The organism is Pirellulales bacterium (assembly GCA_035533075.1).
Lineage (GTDB): Bacteria > Planctomycetota > Planctomycetia > Pirellulales > JAICIG01 > DASSFG01.
In genome coordinates this window covers 42,406-60,284 of sequence record DATLUO010000281.1, presented here as the reverse complement: position 1 = coordinate 60,284, position 17,879 = coordinate 42,406, and the positions used below count along the sequence as shown (strand labels likewise).

General features: G+C 64.4%; 15 protein-coding genes. 10 read left to right on the top strand and 5 right to left on the bottom strand.

Translation table 11 applies throughout. The features are described 5' to 3' along the window. Nucleotides 1-59 precede the first annotated feature (59 nt). The 3 genes from VNH11_35115 to mgtE are packed head-to-tail and all read left to right on the top strand — an operon-like array spanning nt 60 to nt 3,970. A complete protein-coding gene (locus VNH11_35115; protein HVA51625.1) occupies nt 60-1,340 on the top strand; it encodes an AI-2E family transporter in 1,281 nt (426 codons plus the stop codon). Nucleotides 1,341-1,347: 7 nt separating this feature from the next. After that, nucleotides 1,348-2,544 (top strand): AI-2E family transporter, encoded by a 1,197-nt coding sequence (locus VNH11_35110; GenBank protein ID HVA51624.1) that lies wholly within the window; start codon nt 1,348-1,350, stop codon nt 2,542-2,544. Between the two features lie 55 nt (nt 2,545-2,599). Continuing rightward, nucleotides 2,600-3,970 carry a magnesium transporter gene (mgtE, locus tag VNH11_35105; protein ID HVA51623.1) on the top strand — a complete coding sequence of 457 codons (1,371 nt, stop codon included), beginning with the start codon at nt 2,600-2,602 and terminating at the stop codon, nt 3,968-3,970. Between the two features lie 45 nt (nt 3,971-4,015). Here mgtE and VNH11_35100 read toward each other — a convergent pair whose 3' ends face one another. Continuing rightward, the gene (locus VNH11_35100; GenBank protein ID HVA51622.1) at nt 4,016-5,299 is read right to left on the bottom strand and encodes a HEAT repeat domain-containing protein; all 1,284 of its coding nucleotides are present in this window, start codon (nt 5,297-5,299) and stop codon (nt 4,016-4,018) included. A 190-nt stretch (nt 5,300-5,489) separates the two neighbouring features. Between VNH11_35100 and VNH11_35095 the strand changes: the two genes are divergently transcribed. From VNH11_35095 to VNH11_35085, 3 genes are read left to right on the top strand one after another with little or no spacing between them, the layout of a single operon-like run. Continuing rightward, nucleotides 5,490-5,777, top strand: a complete 288-nt coding sequence (locus tag VNH11_35095) for a hypothetical protein (GenBank protein ID HVA51621.1) — start codon at nt 5,490-5,492, stop codon at nt 5,775-5,777. Nucleotides 5,778-5,802: 25 nt separating this feature from the next. Continuing rightward, nucleotides 5,803-6,162 carry a 2Fe-2S iron-sulfur cluster-binding protein gene (locus VNH11_35090; GenBank protein HVA51620.1) on the top strand — a complete coding sequence of 120 codons (360 nt, stop codon included), beginning with the start codon at nt 5,803-5,805 and terminating at the stop codon, nt 6,160-6,162. 12 nt (nt 6,163-6,174) lie between these two features. Then, the gene (locus VNH11_35085; GenBank protein ID HVA51619.1) at nt 6,175-6,897 is read left to right on the top strand and encodes a TVP38/TMEM64 family protein; all 723 of its coding nucleotides are present in this window, start codon (nt 6,175-6,177) and stop codon (nt 6,895-6,897) included. Between the two features lie 15 nt (nt 6,898-6,912). On the opposite strand, the gene VNH11_35080 is transcribed toward VNH11_35085, so the two are convergent. Beyond that, nucleotides 6,913-9,960 carry a hypothetical protein gene (locus VNH11_35080; GenBank protein ID HVA51618.1) on the bottom strand — a complete coding sequence of 1,016 codons (3,048 nt, stop codon included), beginning with the start codon at nt 9,958-9,960 and terminating at the stop codon, nt 6,913-6,915. 123 nt (nt 9,961-10,083) lie between these two features. Between VNH11_35080 and VNH11_35075 the strand changes: the two genes are divergently transcribed. Then, nucleotides 10,084-11,478 carry a hypothetical protein gene (locus tag VNH11_35075; GenBank protein HVA51617.1) on the top strand — a complete coding sequence of 465 codons (1,395 nt, stop codon included), beginning with the start codon at nt 10,084-10,086 and terminating at the stop codon, nt 11,476-11,478. Nucleotides 11,479-11,490: 12 nt separating this feature from the next. Beyond that, nucleotides 11,491-11,766, top strand: coding sequence for a hypothetical protein (locus VNH11_35070; GenBank protein ID HVA51616.1), 276 nt, complete (start codon nt 11,491-11,493; stop codon nt 11,764-11,766). A 136-nt stretch (nt 11,767-11,902) separates the two neighbouring features. Here the strand turns inward: VNH11_35070 and VNH11_35065 are convergent, their stop codons facing one another. After that, entirely contained in the window at nt 11,903-12,046 is a 144-nt protein-coding gene (locus VNH11_35065) for a hypothetical protein (GenBank protein HVA51615.1), read from the bottom strand. A 225-nt stretch (nt 12,047-12,271) separates the two neighbouring features. On the opposite strand from VNH11_35065, the gene VNH11_35060 reads away from it, so the two are divergent. Both VNH11_35060 and VNH11_35055 read left to right on the top strand, forming a co-directional pair. After that, nucleotides 12,272-13,048 carry an ABC transporter ATP-binding protein gene (locus VNH11_35060; protein HVA51614.1) on the top strand — a complete coding sequence of 259 codons (777 nt, stop codon included), beginning with the start codon at nt 12,272-12,274 and terminating at the stop codon, nt 13,046-13,048. Continuing rightward, entirely contained in the window at nt 13,045-14,895 is a 1,851-nt protein-coding gene (locus VNH11_35055) for a hypothetical protein (GenBank protein ID HVA51613.1), read from the top strand. Before VNH11_35060 ends, VNH11_35055 begins: the two co-directional genes overlap by 4 nt. 122 nt (nt 14,896-15,017) lie before the next feature. Here the strand turns inward: VNH11_35055 and VNH11_35050 are convergent, their stop codons facing one another. Both VNH11_35050 and VNH11_35045 read right to left on the bottom strand, forming a co-directional pair. Beyond that, nucleotides 15,018-16,193, bottom strand: a complete 1,176-nt coding sequence (locus VNH11_35050; protein HVA51612.1) for a C45 family peptidase — start codon at nt 16,191-16,193, stop codon at nt 15,018-15,020. Between the two features lie 94 nt (nt 16,194-16,287). Continuing rightward, nucleotides 16,288-17,820: a hypothetical protein gene (locus tag VNH11_35045; protein ID HVA51611.1), complete on the bottom strand. Its 1,533-nt coding sequence runs from the start codon at nt 17,818-17,820 to the stop codon at nt 16,288-16,290. Nucleotides 17,821-17,879 lie beyond the last annotated feature (59 nt).

The window sequence follows — 17,879 nt, the reverse complement described above, 5'->3', positions numbered from 1 at the left end:
CGTAGGTCAGGCTGGAAAGTCCGGCCTACGCGTCAAGCCACGACTCACCCGCCACCACCATGCCCGACGCTGATCCATGTCTATGGCCTCCGCGACAAGTTGCCGCCGGCACTTTGGTGGTGGCGGGCGTCGTAAGCATCTTCTTGTTGCTCTATTATTTCAGCACGGTTCTGTTCCTACTGCTGGTGGGCATCGTGCTGGCCATGGCGCTCAACCCGCTCGTCGAGTTGCTGCGACGAAGGGGCATGTCGCGGGGCGTGGCGTCGGTGGCGGTCTACCTGGCCGTGGGTGGCTCGCTGGCGGCCGTCGCCCTGCTCGGACTGCCCTTCGTTTGGCAACAGGCTGGATCGCTGCTGGACCAATTACCGCACGATTATCAACAGCTCCGCGACTACTTGATGCATGTTCCCAACGAATTCGTGGCGCGGTTCGCCGAGCAGCTTCCGCTGAGGCTTCGCATCGATGAAGGAGCCCCGCCGTCGGCCGAAGAGACAATCAGCGCGGTGGGGCAGGCTTTAGACTATGCGGCGCTGGTCGTGAGGGGCGTCTACCTTGTCGTGGCCGTTGCGCTCTTGGCGTTTTACTGGTCGGTCTACGGCGACCGCACCATCCGCTCGTTCCTGTTGCTCGTTCCGACGTCACGCCGCGAAAGAGCGCGGCAACTGATCGACGAGATCGAAGCCAAGATCGGCGCCTACCTCCGCGGCCAAGGCTTTCTTTGCCTGATCATGGCCTCGATGGTGCTGGCGACGTATTGGCTGCTCGGGGTGCCGTACGCCCTGTCGCTGGCCTTGGTGGCCGGCGTGCTGGAAGCCGTGCCGGTGTTCGGGCCGATCTTGTGGGCGGTTCCCGCCTTGCTGGTGGCCCTCTCGGTCAGCACCTCGACGGCGCTGTGGGTGTTGGGCGCGGTGGTGGTGTTGCAGCAGATCGAAAGCAATGTCTTGGTGCCGCGGATTATGGACCGCTCGGTGGGGGTCAACGCCATCGTGACGCTGCTGGCGATCGCGGGCTTCAGCGCGTTGCTCGGCTTGCCCGGCGCGGTGCTGGCGATCCCCATGGCGGCCGTCATTCAGCTTCTGCTCGACCGCTGGGTCTTTCGGACCGAGGCCAGCGACGTACCCGAGCCCGCGGGCCGCGACGTTCTCAGCCTGCTGCGCTATCAGATCCGCGAACTGCTGCGCGACGTTCAACAGCAGATCCGGCAGAAAGAAAGCGCGGCCACTCCTCGCAGCGACCGCGTTGAAGAATCGGTCGAGTCGCTGGCCGTCGATCTCGATCGCGCCTTGCTGGCCGCCTCGGTCAAAACCGCGTTCGAAGGGCCGTCGCTCAAGCAACCCTAGCATCGTCATGGCGCGTCTGGCACTTAATACGGTCGTCGTTCTGGCAGTGCTGACCGGCATTTACCTCGTCTGGCTGTTGCGCGGAGCGGCGTTGCTGTTCGCCGCGTCGCTGGCCATCGCGGCGTCGCTGCGTCCGACGACCGCCTGGCTGGTGCGCCTCCGGTTGGCGCGTCCTCCGGCCATCGGCTGCGCCTACCTGTTGGTGTTCGGATCACTGGCACTTCTGCTGGTGCTCGGCTATGGCCCGGTTCTCAACGAGATTCAGCGCCTGGGCGACGATTTCGTCAGCGCCTATCAAACCGCCTTCGACGAGTGGCGCGACGGCGGCCGGGTGCAGCGGGCGATCGCCGCGCGGCTGCCGGCGCCCGACGACTTTTTCGCCGCCCTGGCCGGCGAACCGGGGGCGGCCTTGCTGCACACCGTCGTCGGCGCCACCTTCGACTTGATTGCCGTCTCGGTCGACTTCGTAATCGTACTGTTCCTCAGCGTTTATTGGTCGATCGATCAGGTACACTTCGAGCGACTCTGGCTGTCGCTTTTGCCGCTCGAGCGGCGCACGTCCGCCCGCCAGTTGTGGCGATCGGTCGAGGACGATGTGGGGGCCTATCTGCGCAGCGAAGCGGTGCAAAGCCTGGCGGCCGGTGTGTTGTTGTGGATCGGCTACCGGGCGCTGGGCGAGCGTTATCCGCTGTTGCTGGCGCTGGTGGGCGCCGCGGCGTGGCTGATCCCGTGGATCGGCGTGCTGCTGGCGGCGACGGCGGTGTTGCTGTTGTCGCTGCCGGCGATCGTTCTCGGTCCGCATACGGCGTGGGGTGTGACGGTGCTGGCCTTGCTCTACACCTTGCTCGTGTTGCTGGCCTTGCAATGGTTCGTGGAACCTAGGTTTTTCGACCGGCGACGCTATAACGCGTTGATTACGGCGGTGGTCATTTTTGGCATGGCGGAAATCGCCGGCCTGCCGGGCATTCTGCTGGGAGCGCCGCTGGCGGCGGCCCTGCAGATCGCCGGCAGCCAATGGATGCGCATGCGGATGGAGCCGGTCCCCCAAAGGCCCACCGCCCGCTCTTACGACGAACGGCTCGCGTCGCTGCGCGCCGCGTTGTCGCGATCAAAGCGGCCCGGCTTCGACGCCACCAGCCTGGTCGATCGCTTGGCGGCCATCGTCGAAGAAGCCGAAAAGGTGCTGAATGGCCATGTATCGTAAGGCCGTTGCACGCTAGAATTCTCGCGGGTCCGTTCCACTCCCTTTTTTCCATACCATGCGGAATCCCCTGCTGGCGCCCGATCTTCGCGAGCTCATCATCGAGCGAAACGAGGTCGGGCTGCGCGAGTTCTTCGTGGGCCATCATCCGGCCGATTCGGCCGAATTGCTCGACGATCTCAAGCCCGACGAAGTCGTGTTCGTGCTCCATCTGCTCGACGGCCGCGAGCGGGCGGCCGTGTTCTCCTACCTTGAGCCGGATTTGCAGGACGGCGTGACGGGCTTGATGCAGCGGGGCACGCTGGCGGCCTTGCTCACCTACATGTCGCACGACGAACGGGCCGACCTGGTGAGCCGGCTGCCGACGGAGCGGGTCGAGCAGATCATGCCGCTGTTGGCCCATGCCGAACGCGAAGACATCCGCACGCTGGCCTCCTACCAAGAAGGGACGACCGGCGCGGTGATGACCAGCGACTACGCCACCTTGCCGGCCGAAATGACCGCGGCCCAGGCCATCGACCGGCTGCGTCACGTGGCCCCCGATCGCGAGACGATTTACTACTCTTACGTGCTCGACGACGAGCGGCGCTTGATCGGCTTCGTCTCGCTGAAGGACCTGATTCTGGCGCCGCCGCAACGGCCCGTCTCGCAGATCATGCAGACCGAGGTCGTGTCGGCCACCGTCGACGAAGACCGCGAGCTGGCGGCACAGAAACTAAGGGAATACGACTTGATTGCCCTGCCCATCGTCGATGCCCACGGCCGGCTGGTCGGCATCGTGACCCACGACGACGTGATCGACGTGATCGTCGACGAGGCGACTGAAGACGTCTACCGCCTGGGCGGCGTGGAACCCTTGGGCGACAGCTACCTCCGCACGCCGTTTGCCACGCTGTGGGGCAAGCGGGTGATGTGGCTGGCAATCTTGTTCGTGGCCGGCTTCTTGACCGCGAGCGCTTTGGAAATTTACGAACCGGTGCTTAAGGGATTGCCGGCGCTCGTGTTTTTCCTGCCATTGATTATTTCAGCGGGCGGCAACTGCGGTTCGCAATCGACGACGTTGATCACACGTGCGCTGGCGCTGGACGAAGTCAGGCCGAGCGACTGGTTCCGCGTGCTGTGGCATGAAATCTTGATGGGCGCGTCGTTGGGGCTGGCCCTGGCATTGGTCGGATTTCTGCGCGCCTATTTGACCGACCGCACGAAGTTGGACGGTCTCGACCCGGTGAAGCTCTCGATCGTGGTGGCGGCCGCCGTAGCCGTGGTTGTCCTGTGGGGCAATTTGGTCGGCGCGTTGTTACCGCTCTTGCTCAAGCGCACCGGCTTCGATCCCGCCTTGATGTCGAACCCCGTACTGGCCAGCCTGGTCGACGTCACGGGCATCGTCGCCTACTTTGCCATCGCCAAGTGGTTGCTGCTGAGCGGGTAGACCTGGCCCGCGTGAAGCGGACTACTTCGGCCAGCGGCACGGCGTTTACTCCACAAACTGCCACTCCGTCAGATCGCCGCAATGCGGGCACTCGGAAAAGGCACGTCCGGCTTTGAAGTGTTTCATCACCGTTTTGGTCTGTACCGCCGGGCCAAGTTTCAGAGCACTCTTGCTCTGCGACATGCGCATCTTATGGCAGGCCGTACACTTGTAGTTGCCCGACTTGCGGACGATGGCGCCGGGCACCATCTCCTGGTCCGCGTCGTCGGTTTCCAGGTGGGGCGGCGTGGCGTGTGCCGGCGCAGGCTCGGCCAGGGCATAGCCCGCGTCGTCGGACAGGTCCAGCGACGCCGGAATCACGGGCATCGTTGACGGCATGGCCGACAGGCCTAATGCCAACACATCCATCATCTGGCTGTCGCTGATTTCATAGCTCTGCGGTTCTTGCGAAGCGTCGGCCAACAGATCGTCGGGCACCTGCACGCGGTCGCCAAAGCGCTTGATCAACTGCGGCCAGAATTTTCGCGGCACATCATGCTTGCCCGCGTAAACGTCACGCAGGGCATGGCTCTGGCCGCACTTCTTGCAACCGCGCGTACCTTCCCATTCAATCTCCTCGCCGTCGGCCAGCAGCCTGAGCCGTTCCTCGAGATCGTCTTTTTCAAACACGCTGCCGCAGCTACATGCCCAAAAGCGGCAGCGAGAAATGCCCAGCGTTTTCATCTCGCGGCGAAACGTGGCCACCGCCGAGACGCGCTTCGCGGAGTTTTTGTCGCTCAACCCCCGGCGCAGGCGGGCCGCGAAGGCCGCGCACGCCGGCTCGATTCGCTCCAGGGCCGCGGCGCTGCGTTCTCGAATCAGTGGCTCTTCGTCGTCCAATCGCTTCACCAACGCGTCGATCGCCGGCCGCGCCGCCGGTCCGATTCTTTCCAGGCAGCTCACCGCCCAGTGCCGCATCAACACGTGCTCGGCTTCGAGACGCTCGATGAAGACCGGCAGTTCGGTGCCCGCTTCAGGGCCGATCGTGGCCAGCACCTCGGTCGCGTGCTTGCGGGCCGCCGGATCATCGACTTGCAAGAGGTCGAGCCAATCGGCAATCCGCTTGCCTTCATAGGCGGGGGGCGCGGCGACGGGCGCGGGGGTGCTCGCCAGCGGCCTTTGAGGCGCATCGGGGGCGCGTGCGGTGGAACTTGCAGGTGACGGCTTGCCGCCGCCGGGCCTGGGAATGGTCAACGGCTGCCCGCACACCGGGCACTTCGTTTTCGCACCCGCGTGCTCGTCCTTGGCCTGAAACTTCTTTCCGCACTGACAAACAACGGAGATCGACATGGGCGTGGCCTCTCGGTAGTGACTCCCACGACGTGTGGGAACATCCAATGCCTCGCTCCGTTCCGCACGAACGACCGTTATTGTAAGCTGCCGTCGCCACGATTGCCAGGTTTTCCTGGACAACTTGACCCGCGACCGATACCATTCAGGCGTCGATCAACAAAGGGTTCTATCAGTCCGCGAGGCTCGGATGACGCCGGTCTGGAAGTTGCGATCGGGCATGTTCGCCGGTTGGTATTCCAACGACGCGCTGTATGACCACCTCGGCCAGTACGTCGGTTTTTTAGCCGGCACCACGGCCTACTCGACCACCGGAAAATACCTCGGAGAGATTTATCAGGCGGATTGGATCGGGCGCGCGCCGGGGCCGCACGCCAACCATTCCGGCCCGCACCCGCGGGGAGAGAACGTGGCCCACTCCCGGCTTGCCGATCGAACGGGCCTCGATCTCAGTGATTGGCAAGACCCGGATTTTTGACACCACTTGGAGAGGAGAAACCGCGATGCCCAAGCTGACCGTGGAAGGCGTGGGAGAATTCGAAGTGCCCGCGGGCAAGCGGCTGGTGCTGGCGTTGGAAGACGAGGCCGGCATCGACCAGCTCCATGCCTGCGGCGGAAACGCCCGATGCACCACCTGCCGCGTCCACTTCGTTGCCGGAGAGCCGGAAAAAATGACCGCGGCGGAAAAGAACGTGCTTGCCGCCCGCGGCCTTACCGGCGTGCGGTTGAGCTGCCAAATGACGTGCGACCATGACATTACGGTCCAAGCCATCAGCCGGCTGGCGGGCAGCGGCCGCCAAGACGCGGGAGCGCGGCCGGCCGACACCATCCAGCCGCAGCCCGTCGAGTGGGTCGATAAGTAACGAACGCTCGACATGAAGCCCGGCCCGACTGCGCGCATTCTCGTGTTCCTGGTGCTGGCCGCGGCCGTGGCGACGGCGTTGGTCGTGCTTCCTGTTCGTGAAGCGTTGGAAGCGATTCTGCAAGCCGTGCGGGCGATGGGCGTCTGGGGCCCGCTCGCGCTCGTCGCGGTGTACGTTGTCGCGACCGTGCTTTTCGTGCCGGGGGCGGTCCTCACGGTGGGGGCGGGATTTCTGTTCGGCGTACCGCTCGGGGTGCCCGTCGTCTCGCTGGCCAGTGTGGCGGGAGCGGCGGCGGCGTTCTGGATCGGCCGCACGGTGGCCCGCGGCTGGATGGAAAAACGGGTCTCCGCCAATCGCCGCTTTCGGGCGCTCGACGAAGCGATCGGCCGCCACGGCTTCAAGATCGTGATCCTGCTCCGCCTGTCGCCGGTTTTTCCCTACGCGCTCACCAACTACGTGTTCGCCGTGACGGGCATCCGCTTCCGCGATTTTCTGCTGGCGTCGTGGATCGGCATGCTGCCGGGCACGGTGCTTTACGTCTGGCTCGGCTCGACGCTGGAGAGCCTGGCCGAATTGGCCGGCGGCCGTTATCAGGGTAGCATGGTCCAAAGCGTTTTTCTCGCGTTCGGCCTGCTGGCCACTTTCGCCGCCACGGTATTCATCGCCCGCCTGGCCCGTGCGGCGTTGAACCAGGCCGTGCCGATCGCCGACGATCCACTGGGTATTGATCCATGACGAGACCTGGGAACCTCACGGCTTGTACGTGATCCACATCGGCGAGGCCCAGGCGAGGTTGCCGTCGTCTTGCTCGACGCGGACATAGTAATAGCTCGTCTTGCCCGGCTGAGCGTCCATATCGGTGAAGGTGCGCTCGACGTCGCGCTGGCCCGGCTCCAGCGTGTCGAGATACTTGTTGTCGCGAATGATGTGCAGCCGGGCGATGGGCGCCGTGCCGTGGGCCTCGATCGCCAGCGTCGGCCGCTCGGAAGTCTCGAATTCGTCGCCCATCAGTTGGTCGCCGCTGCGGACGATGAGAATGATGTTGTCGGTGGCGGCGTAGCTGTGCCGCTTTTTGAAGGCGTCGATGATTCCCTGCCGCGAGGCCTCTTCGGCCAACACGACGCCGTAGCTCATGTGCGTGCTCACGTGATCGCTGGAGCTTTGGAAACCGAGGCGATAGCCGCGCTCCAAAGCGTTCCAGATGAAGCCGGCCGGTTCATAGCCGCCGATCTGCGTTTGGGCCGTCGCCGAACGCGGCGCCCCGAAGTGTTCGTAGTTGTGGCGGTGTCCCTGGTAAATCTCGACCACCGGCTCCACTTCCGGGTCGTTGTCGCGCCAGTCGGTGCCCATCGACGTGCCGCTGGTGTGCGACGAACAGATAGCACCGAAGTGCTTGAGATAAGCGTAGAGCATCTTCGTGTCGGGAGTGCCCTCTTCGGCCGTGCCCGGCAGCTTGCCGCGCGGCAACGGCCGGATGCCGCGCCGCGGCATCATCACGTTGCGGTGGCCGTTGGGATACACCACGCTCCGTTCGTAGGTCATGGCCGCCACGAAGTGCGGCGGATGGGTATGCACGTCCGTCGTCTTCTGGATCAGCCACCACATATATTCGTGGCCGTTGCCGTTGTCGTGGTCGCCGTCGCCCATCCAGTCGAGCCGGCCGGCGTCGAGCGCGTAACGCCAGGCGTCTTCCAGCAGGCCGTCCTGGTCGCGGTGGGCCGTGAACTCGGTGTGCCGATGAAACTCGCCGCGCAGCGGCCGCAGCTTCTTGTCGCCCACCGTCAGGCGGAACTCGCGGAGACGAGCGACGTCCTCGTTCTCATGGGGATGCACCGGTTCGACCTCGGCCTTGGGCGACTCCTCGGCGTCGACAAGCTGCGGCTCGCCCGCTGGGCCGTCCACGTCAAGCAGCGTGAGGTACAGGTCGTCCTCGCCACGGTTCTGTGTGTTATAGCGCCGGTCGCTGGAGTAGACGGCCAGCAGCCCTTGCTCCAGCGGCACCAGCGCCGGGCGATTATCCATTAAGTTCGACGAATTGTTGAGATGGACCGGTTCGCTCCACTCTTTGCCGTCGTAGCGCAGTGCGTAGCTGTGCCAGACCTCACCGGCTCCATCGTTGAGCGGATGGTGCCGCAACGCGAGCCACAGCCCGCCGGCGGCGTCGGTCGCCAGCCGCGGCACGCTCTTGCCGCGCGTCAGCACGTCGCCAAAAGCCTCTTCCAGCGACGCGCTGGGCTGCTTCCACTGGCCGTCGCTCACGCACTTCACCCGCAACGTGCGGTTGACGTACAACGCGAAGCCTGGGTTCCGCTCGAAGCCGACTTTGCGAAAGCCGTCGGCCGAAGCGTAATCCTTGCCCCACTGCTCGTCGCCTTCTTCATAGGCCACCCAGAGCCGGTCGGCGGCGTCGCAGACCAGCGCCGGCCGGGCCTCGAAACGCGCGGAATCGGCCACCGTCATCGTCCGCGGCTTGTCGCCTTCGACGTACAATTTCACGTCGTAGTTGTCGCGGTCGTAGGTGTCCCAGGCCACATACACGCGGCCTTGCGAATCGGCGGCGGCGGCGGGCGACCAATCGTCTGCCTTGCTGTCCGAGATCGTCTTGGGCTTGCTCCATCCGCCTTCGGCGCCGGCCTTGGCGAGCAGGATATCGTAGTTGCCGTCGCGCCAGGCCTGCCAAGCGGCCCAGACTTGCCCACCCGCATCGCAGACAAGCTGCACACTGTAGTCGGTGCCCGCAACCTTGGTGACGCGCTCGATGGCCGACCAGCGGCCGCGGGGCATGCCGGGCCGCGGAGGAGTGAAGCGGCGCGAGAAAATCTCCCAGTCGCCGTCGACCGGTTGTGCCCAGGCCAGCCGCACCATACCCTGCTTGTCGATGGCGATGCTTGGCCGCCAGACGTCGAGCTGGCCCTCGGTCACGTCGAGCGGCGCGTGCCACGAGCGGCCGTCATACTGCATCAGCCGGATGTGGTCGCCGTGGCCGTGCGGTTCGAGCAGATCGAAATTGCCCGCCGCCACGCGCTCGAAGACCACCGGCGGACCCGGCGTATACTCGACATACGCCAGCCAGACCGTGCCGTCGGGCGCCTTGGCCATGACGGGGAAATCGTCTTCGGTCTTCGCGCCCGTCAGGCGGATGGCCGCCAATTCGCCGCTCACCGAGGCCTGACCGTCGAGATATTCCTGCTCCTCGCCCGACGTCGCTTCTTCCAGCGAAAAATCGAACGAGCCGCGATCGGTGGCCATTTCCAGCCGGGCGGAGAGCGGCGCGTCGAGCGTCACCCGCATTCGCACGGGCACCAGGTGAAACTGCGCGGCGGGTTTCGCGGCGGTCTGCTTCGGCTGATCGCCCTTGGCCGGAGTCTCGGCCGGCGGCTTGGCCTGCCGGGCTTGCTGCCGGGCCGCGCGGTTTTGTTGCCGGGCACGACGTTGCGCGCCGCGGTTCTGCCTGCCCGGCTGGGCCGGTTTGGCTCCGGGCCGCCGGGCCGCGCGGACCTTGAACTTCGCCCCGTCGAGCGTGGAATTGGCGGCGGCCTGCATCAACTCGACGTTGAGAATCTTTCCTTCCGAAAGCTTCAACTCACCTTCCCAAAAAACCTGCTCTTCGTCCTTGCGGCCGAGCTCGATGATCAGCTCGATAGGCCGTTCGGGCAACTCGATCGCCGGACCCGGCTCGGTTTCTTTTTCGTCTTCTTCGTGACCCGATCCCGGCCTTGGGGGCGCGGCCAGAAAGACCAGCACGGCCGCGGCGGCCGACAACGCCAAGATCCACGATGCAAACCGGCAGCATTTCATGGCGGGGTTCCTTAATGTTGTTGGGCGAGCGCCGTCATTGAAGCGTTTTCCAGGACCAGATGCAAGATCCCGCGGGCAGCTTCGACTATAATCGACCGGTGTCATCCAGCTTGAGAGGCCCCCATGAGATTGCTGCACATCGCCGGCTTCTTCGCAGCCGTTACGGCAAGCACGGCACTGGCAGAACCGGCCGCGAATCCACCTTCGGCCAGCCAAACCACGCCCACTTCGGACGGCGACAAACAAGCGGCCCCCGCCGGGCCTTCACGCGAAATGCAGCGCGCCGTGCTGCAAAAAATGAAAAGCCGCAAGCCGAACATCCGCGTGGCGGCCGTCCGTGAGTTGGCGGCCTTTCCGGCCGCCGAAACCGCCCGGTTCCTCGTCCAGCACGGCCTCACCAGCGCCTATGACGACGTGCGGGAAACAACGTATAAGACCCTGTTGGAACTGAACGGCCCCGGTCCCGTCGCCGATTATCTGCTCGACACCGTGGCCAAAGAAGTCAAACGCTCGGAGCCGCGCGAAACGCTTTGCGGCGCGTTGGCGGCCGTGATGGCGTCGAGCGACGCCGACGTCGAGCGTCGCGCCCTGGAGTTGTTCGACCAGACCATCGAGCGCGCCCATGCCGGTGCGGCCATCGCGCTCACGTTGATCGACCAGCTCGGCCTGCTGAACGACGAAACCAGCGTGGCCACGCTGGTGAAGATTGCCAAGCGGCGTGCGTACAACAACCTGTTCGCCGTCCGCCGCGCGGTGGTGCAATCGCTGACCCGCATTACGGTGCTCAAGTCGACCGAAGCCCTCGTCAACCTCCTGGCGACCGCCACCGGCGAGGTGCGCGTCGACATCGTGCGGCACCTGACCTCCGTCAGCGGCCGGAAGTTCGGAGTCGATCCCCGCGCCTGGATGACGTGGTGGCAGGCCCAGCAACGCGGGACGCCCAAGGACGCCGGGCAAACTTACAGCATGGCCCAGGCTATGCCGTCGAAATCGACCTATTACGGGCTGCCGATCTACGCGGCGCGGCTGCTGTTTGTGATCGACACCTCGGCCAGCATGGCGGGCGGGCGGATCGAGGCCGCCAAGCGCGAGCTTTCGAGCGCCATCCTCAGCCTGCCCGAAGGAACGCATTTCAACGTGCTCTCCTTCGACATCGTGGTGCTTCCCTGGTCGGCCCAACTGATGCCTTCGACGCCCGAAAACAAGGCCGCCGCGATCGCCTGGGTGCTGTCGCGCGGCCTTGGTCCGCAGACGGCCTCCTATAACGCGCTGGAAGCCGCTTTTGCCTTCGACACCGAGTCGATCTATTTTCTTACAGACGGTCAGCCGGCCGGCGGCAAGATCGACAACCCCGCGCAGATCGTCGCCGTGCTCACCGCACTGAACCAGACGCGGCGGCTGACGATCAACTCGATCGGCATCGGCGTGGGGCCGCCCGGACCGCTCAACCCCTTCGACCAGTTCCTCAGTGGCCTTGCCTTGCTCAACTACGGCGAGTATCGTCGCGTCGATCAGTGAGCGAGACAAAGCATGCACGATTTCATGAAAAGCGGCCTGTTCGGCATTTTCATATTGGGTGCGGCGATATGCGCGCTGGCGGCCATTGCGGCCGTGGTCGTGTTTCTGGTCGAGACGCCGCTCTTCAGCACGCGGCAACTCGAACGCCTGGCCGGCGTCGGCATGCTGTTCGCCACCGGCGTCGCCACATGTGTGCTGTGCGCCTTGGCGTTCGCGGCGGTGGACTTCGCCGATCGCGCGGGGCCGCGAGCGAAGCGGCAAGACATGCCGGAAGAGGGCGAACCGTAGCACGGCTGTTCGATCACTATAATCAAAAGGTGGCGAGCTTCGCCATTTCGGGCGACGACCGGCCGGCATGTTCCTTAACCGAAAGCGTCTGAAGTAGGGGAGCGTCTGGAGCTAGGGCCGGCAGTTTCCAATCGCGTCACAAAGTGATTCTTGGATTATGTTCGTGCGCCGTGCCAATGTGGCACAATTGGTCCAGGACTTCGCCGAAGAGGTTGTAAAGCGGAATCAGCCGCTCGATGTCCAGGATCAGGCCCGGAATTTCCATGTGCAACACGTCCACAGGAATTGTGCCTCGGAAGCCGCCGCAAGAGTTCGTCGATTGAGGGACCGAATACTTTTCGTAGGACGCTCATAGGGTGAGGATCGTGTCAGGCGAACCGCAGCAAGAATAATATGATCCGCCGTGCGGACCGGCAAGCGGCCCGATCTTTGCGCCGCGGTGGCGTCGGGCCCCGCGCTATGTTAACGTAGTGTCGGTTTCCCAACGCGAACGCCGGAGCCGCCCATGTCCAACTGCCTGGCAATTGAGACACACCAGCTCAGCAGGTTCTTCAACGACTTCTGCGCCGTCGATCGAATCGACCTGGCGGTCGAACGCGGCACGTTTTACGGCTTCCTGGGACCCAACGGGGCCGGCAAGTCGACCACCATCAAAATGCTCACGGGACTGCTCGCGCCCTCCGCCGGGCAGATCAGCGTGCTCGACCGCAACATGCTCGACCGCCGCCAGTCGCTCGAGGCCAAGCGCCGCGTGGGTGTCATCCCCGAAGACCTGGCGCTGTTCGACAACCTCACCGCCCGCGAGTATCTGACCTTCGTGGGCCGCATCCACCTCATGCCGCGCGATACCATCCACAGCCGCTCGGACGAGCTGCTGGGGTTGTTGGGACTCGCCGACGAACGCAAGAAGCTCACGCTCGAATACTCGCACGGCATGAAGAAAAAGCTGGCGATGGCCGCCGCACTGCTGCCCAATCCCGATCTGCTCTTTCTCGACGAACCGTTCGAAGGCGTCGATGCCGTCACGTCGCGCGTCATTCGCGATCTGCTGGCCGGCTTTGTGGCCCGCGGGTCGACGGTCTTTCTCACTTCGCACGTGCTGGAGATCGTCGAGCGCCTCTGCACGCACCTGGGCATCATCGTCAAGGGCCGGCTGGTCGAGCAGAACTCGCTGGACGCAATCCGCCGCGGCGGTTCGCTGGAAGACCGCTTTCTGGAACAGGCGGGAGCGCACCCCGAGGCGGCGCATAAGCTCGATTGGCTGCAGGGGGCCGTCTCGTGAACTGGCAGCATCTGCGGGCCTTCGTTTGGCTCCGTTGGCGGTTGTTGGCCAATGGCTGGCGCCGCGGCGGCCGGATCAACTTCTTGATCACGGCCATCTTCGTCGCGTTCGCCCTCATCGCGTCGCTGCCTTTGTTCGTCGGCTCCTGCCTGCTCGGCAGGTATGCGTTTGCCGAGGTTGCGCCGATCAACCTGCTTTACGCCTGGGACGTGCTGGCACTGGGCTTCGTTTTCGTCTGGGCAATTGGACTGCTCACCGAGTTGCAGCGCACGGAGTCGCTGGCGCTCTCTAAGTTCTTGCACTTGCCGGTCTCGCTGGAGGGCGCGTTTATCATCAACTATCTCAGTTCGCTGGTCTCGCTGACCACAATCCTGTTCGTGCCCATCCTCTTCGGGTTCGCCTTGGGCCTGGTTTTTTCGCAGGGCCTGTTGCTGCTGGTGGCGTGGCCGTTGGCCGCGGCGTTGCTGTTGATGGTCACGGCGCTGAGCTATCAGTTTCAGGGATGGCTGGCTTCGCTGATGACCAACCCGCGCCGTCGCCGCACCGTGATTGTGGGCGCCACCGCCGTGTTCGTGCTGATCGCCCAGTTGCCCAACGTGCTGAACCTGTTTGCGCCCTGGCAGAAGCAGGCAGACCGCTCCCTCGCACATGTCCGGGAACTGGAATCGTTGCAGCGTGAATTCGAAAAGAAACCAGGCGAGGCCCAGGAGTATCTCCGCCGTCAGCAGGAGATCATGGAGAAACATCAGCGCGAAAACCAAGAGGCGATGGCCGCCACCGCCCAACAATGGCAGCGGGCAGTCGCGCTATCGAATTGGGTGCTGCCGATTGGCTGGCTGCCGCTGGGTGTCATGCAGGCGGCCGAAGGGAACCTGTGGGTGCCGCTGCTGGCGCTGATAGGTTTGACGGCGATCGGCGCCGGCAGCCTGTGGCGGTCTTACCGCACAACGCTACGGCTTTACCAAGGCCAGTTCACCGCGCGGAAGGGCAAGCCGGTGCCCGTGGCCGCATCGCCCGCCCCCGCGCCGGCGGTCGCACGGACGACGGGCCCGCAGCTTTTGGAGCTGCGCTTGCCGGGCGTGTCAGAGCCGGTGTCGGCCATCGCGCTGGCCGGCTTTCGCTCGCTGTTGCGGTCGCCCGAAGCGAAAATGATGTTGTTGACGCCCATCATCATGAGCGTGGTGCTGGGGGGCGTGGTGCTAAGGCAGCCGAATGCGTTGCCGGCGGAGCTTCGGCCGCTGATGGCGATTGGGGCCATGATCGTGGTGCTGTTCGGCATGATGCAGCTTATGGCCAACCAGTTCGGTTTCGATCGCGAGGGCTTTCGGGTGTTTGTGCTCTGCGCGGCCTCTCGCCGCGACATCCTGCTGGGCAAGAACCTGGCTTTTTTCCCGCTGGCGGCCGGGATGACGGCTTTTATGGTGGCGGCGTTGGAGGCGGTTTGCCCGTTGCGGTTGGATCATCTGGCGGCGATGCCGCCGCAGTTCCTCTCGATGTATCTGTTGTTCTGCGTCTTGATGAACATGCTTTCGATTTTCACGCCGATTTACCTTGCCGCCGGCTCGCTGAAGCCCGCCAGTCCCAAAGCGTTAACGGTCCTGGTGCAATTCATGGCGGTCATGATCTTCTTTCCGCTGACTCAGTTGCCGACCTTTTTACCGCTGGGAATCGAAACCCTCTACGAACAGCTTGGCTGGACGCACGCAGCGCCGCTCTTCCTGCCGCTGGCGGTGGCCGAATGCGTAGCGGTAGCGTTCTTTTGCCGATGGGTCCTGAGTTGGCAGGGCGGACTGCTCGAGGCACGCGAGCAGAAGATTCTGGAGGTGGTGACGAAGCCGGCATCGTGAGTACGGTTTTGCTGTACCAGGCGAGCGGCACGCGGCAGCTCGAACGCCTGGCCGGCGAGGCGAAAGCAAGACACCCAAACTTTTCGCCGACGGCGACCAGCGGCGCTTGAATCGGATTGCCCTCATCGCTCATCTCTCTCCGCGATCCGGCGCGCGGCAGGATCCGGCTCTCGCTGGAGCAGCTCGCTGAGCTGAAAGGCATAGTACCGCTGCGTGGCCGCCGGTTGGCCGTCGGGCGATGCGTTGGCCACCCAGAGCTTCGTCGAACGCGGCTCGAACAGCACGTTGTGCAGGTTCGACTTCATGGCCACCGGGCAATCCATCAGGCGTAGCGCGCTTGGGGCGTCGAGCCTGCCCGCTTGCTCGCGCACCCGCCGGGCAAGCTCCTTGTAGCGGTCGCCCGCCGAAAGGAGCACCGTGTCGGGCGTCGGCTCCGGCAGCCGCGGATGGGCTTCGCCCGGCCGCACCACCTCGAAAGTGTTCCAACTCGCCGCCAGGCCGACCGCCGAATTGTCGTCGCCGTCGGCCACCACATAGTAATACTCGCACGTCCGCTGGCTGTCGCGAAAGACGGCCACCGCTTCGTCGAGCGTCTTGGCCTCTTCGAGCACGCGGCGCACCAGGAAGGCCATCGGCGTGCCGCCCCAATGCCCGCGTCCCCCGCCGCCCATCTCGCCGACCGAAACGTGCTCGGCGTTCATGCCCGTCACCGAGCCGATGAAGCCGGCATACGTCACGTTCACGAACGGCACGCGGCCTTCGGGCTGGGCCACGACCAGCACGGCGTGCTCCTGAAGCTGCCAATCGATGGAGTAGTCGAGCACGCGGCCGTGATAAAGCGTGCCGTCCTTCGTCGCGCCGTTCATCACCGCGAAGCCGCTGCAATGGAACAGTTCCGGAATGAAGTTCGCCACCAGCACGTCTTCCAACGGGCACTCGGCGCCGTCGGCCACGCCCCGCAGCTCTTCGAGAAACCGTTCGGGCATATAGCGCCGCTGAATCGCGACGATCATCGAGATCAACTGCTTGGGGTCGAGTTCGACGCCCAAAAACGCCAGCGGCTTCTGCTTGGCTTTGACATTGAAGAGATAGTCGATATTGCCCTGAATATGGTCCTTCAGCAGCGCGCCATGCTGATAGCCCATCTCGTAGGCCGGGCCTTTGACGTGCAGCACGCGGTAGCCATCGATCTCTTCCAAGAAGCCTTGTCCGCAACGGGCGACCGTTTGCGCGTGGGCCGATGACGCCGTGAACAGTAGGAGCAGCCAAATGATGCCGGCGCGAATGACGAAAGCCATGATGAACTCCGTGGCAACACATGTCAGGCTGAAAGCGTGCCCTACGGCGGGCCAGTATAGCACAAAAGTGTCGCTGCCCCGACAGCATTTATGGCTACGCCCCCGGCGGCGCCGGCCCCACGACGCCGAATCGCTTCGGGTAGTCGCGCACGTCGCGAAGCATGCCGCCGGACCGCGGGTCCTGGCGAAGCTGCTGCATCAAGTCGGCAGATAAATCCAACTCCGACTCCTCCAGACCAAAACGCCAGCCGTAGACCCGCTTGATGGCCTGGTCGAGCGTTTTGGGAGGCCGCTCAGGATAGTAGTTCACGAAGAAGCCGCCGCCCGCATAGATGATGTTGCAGCCTTCGCTCCCCAGCTCCTCGGCCGACTTGTCGTCGGGGTTCTTGATCCAGCCCCAGTCGCCGGGCACCCAGTGGTTCCAGGGAACGTCGGTATGCCGCTCCATCAGCCGCCCTTCTTTCACCACCACGCGATTGCGGTCGACCGTGGGGGCAATTCCGACGAACGGCCGCTCAGGGTCAAGCAATTGGCTCAGCCTCGCCAGCACGGCGGGATTCGGGCGGACGGCCTGGTAGAAATCGAAAATGCCGTGCGTGAAGATAAAGCGGCAGGCACTGGTGCAGCCGATCTGATAAAAAAACTTGCCCACAAAGGCGTCACCGATCGCCGGTGCCGCCTTGATGCCGGGCTTGAGCGTCCAGTCGTCGCCCTGCATTACCTGCCAATAGTCGCCCGTGTTGTAACGATATAGTTTGTCTTCGGGGAACACCCAGTCGGCCCGCAGTCCCCAATACACGACGTTCTGCCGCAGAGCAATTTGCTCCTTGAGCGCCTCGACCAGGCAATTGGGGCCGCTGAACAGAAAGGCCCGGCCGGCTTGCAGCATCGTGGCCAGGATTTCCTTTTGCGAGACCAAAGCCAGCGTCTTCTTCTGGCCGAGCCGGCTGGTATAGGTAATCATCTCCGGCCCGATGCCAAGCTGCGGCTGCCGCGAAAGCACGAACGTGTTCGTGTCGCCGGGCGGGCTGTTGAGCACATAAGCGATTCGCTCGCCGCCGGGCGATTCACGCACCAGTACCTGGTTGGCGGTCCATGCCATCTGCGCCAGCAGGGCGGCCATCTGCGACTTGACCTTGGCGATTTGGTCGGACTGGCCGGCAAACACCACGCCGTTGTCGTCGCGCGTCCGCGGTCGGCCCGTGGCGGTCGCCGGCAGAGGCGCCGCCGCAAGTCGCCACGGTGACGCTTGGCCAACGGTTTTTCCGACCGGCGACACGGGAGTTACGCTTTCGCCGGCCGCGGCGACAGCGCTGCGGTCCGCGCCGTCGTGCGCGAGGCCGCTTTCGGGCGATTCATGGACCACCGTATTGGCGTCGAATTCGGGCTGCGAAGACGATTGGCGGGCCTCGGACGCCGACGATTCCGCCACCTCGACAACCGCCACAGAGGCGCCGGCGTTCGGTTCCGTCGCGGCCGCCTGGGCCGGGGCGGCGATACCGGCGGGCGCGGCATGATCGCGCTGCGCGAAATGCGTCACGCAGAGGCCGAGCAGCAAGAACCCGGTCAGGGAGACGCTCGTAGCGTAAGAAAGACGGCGCCCCCTCAACTGGCCGGTGATGCTCATCGTACCGCACCGCTTTTCGTTTGCGTCCTAGTGTGGCGTTTTTTCACCCCTATTATGCT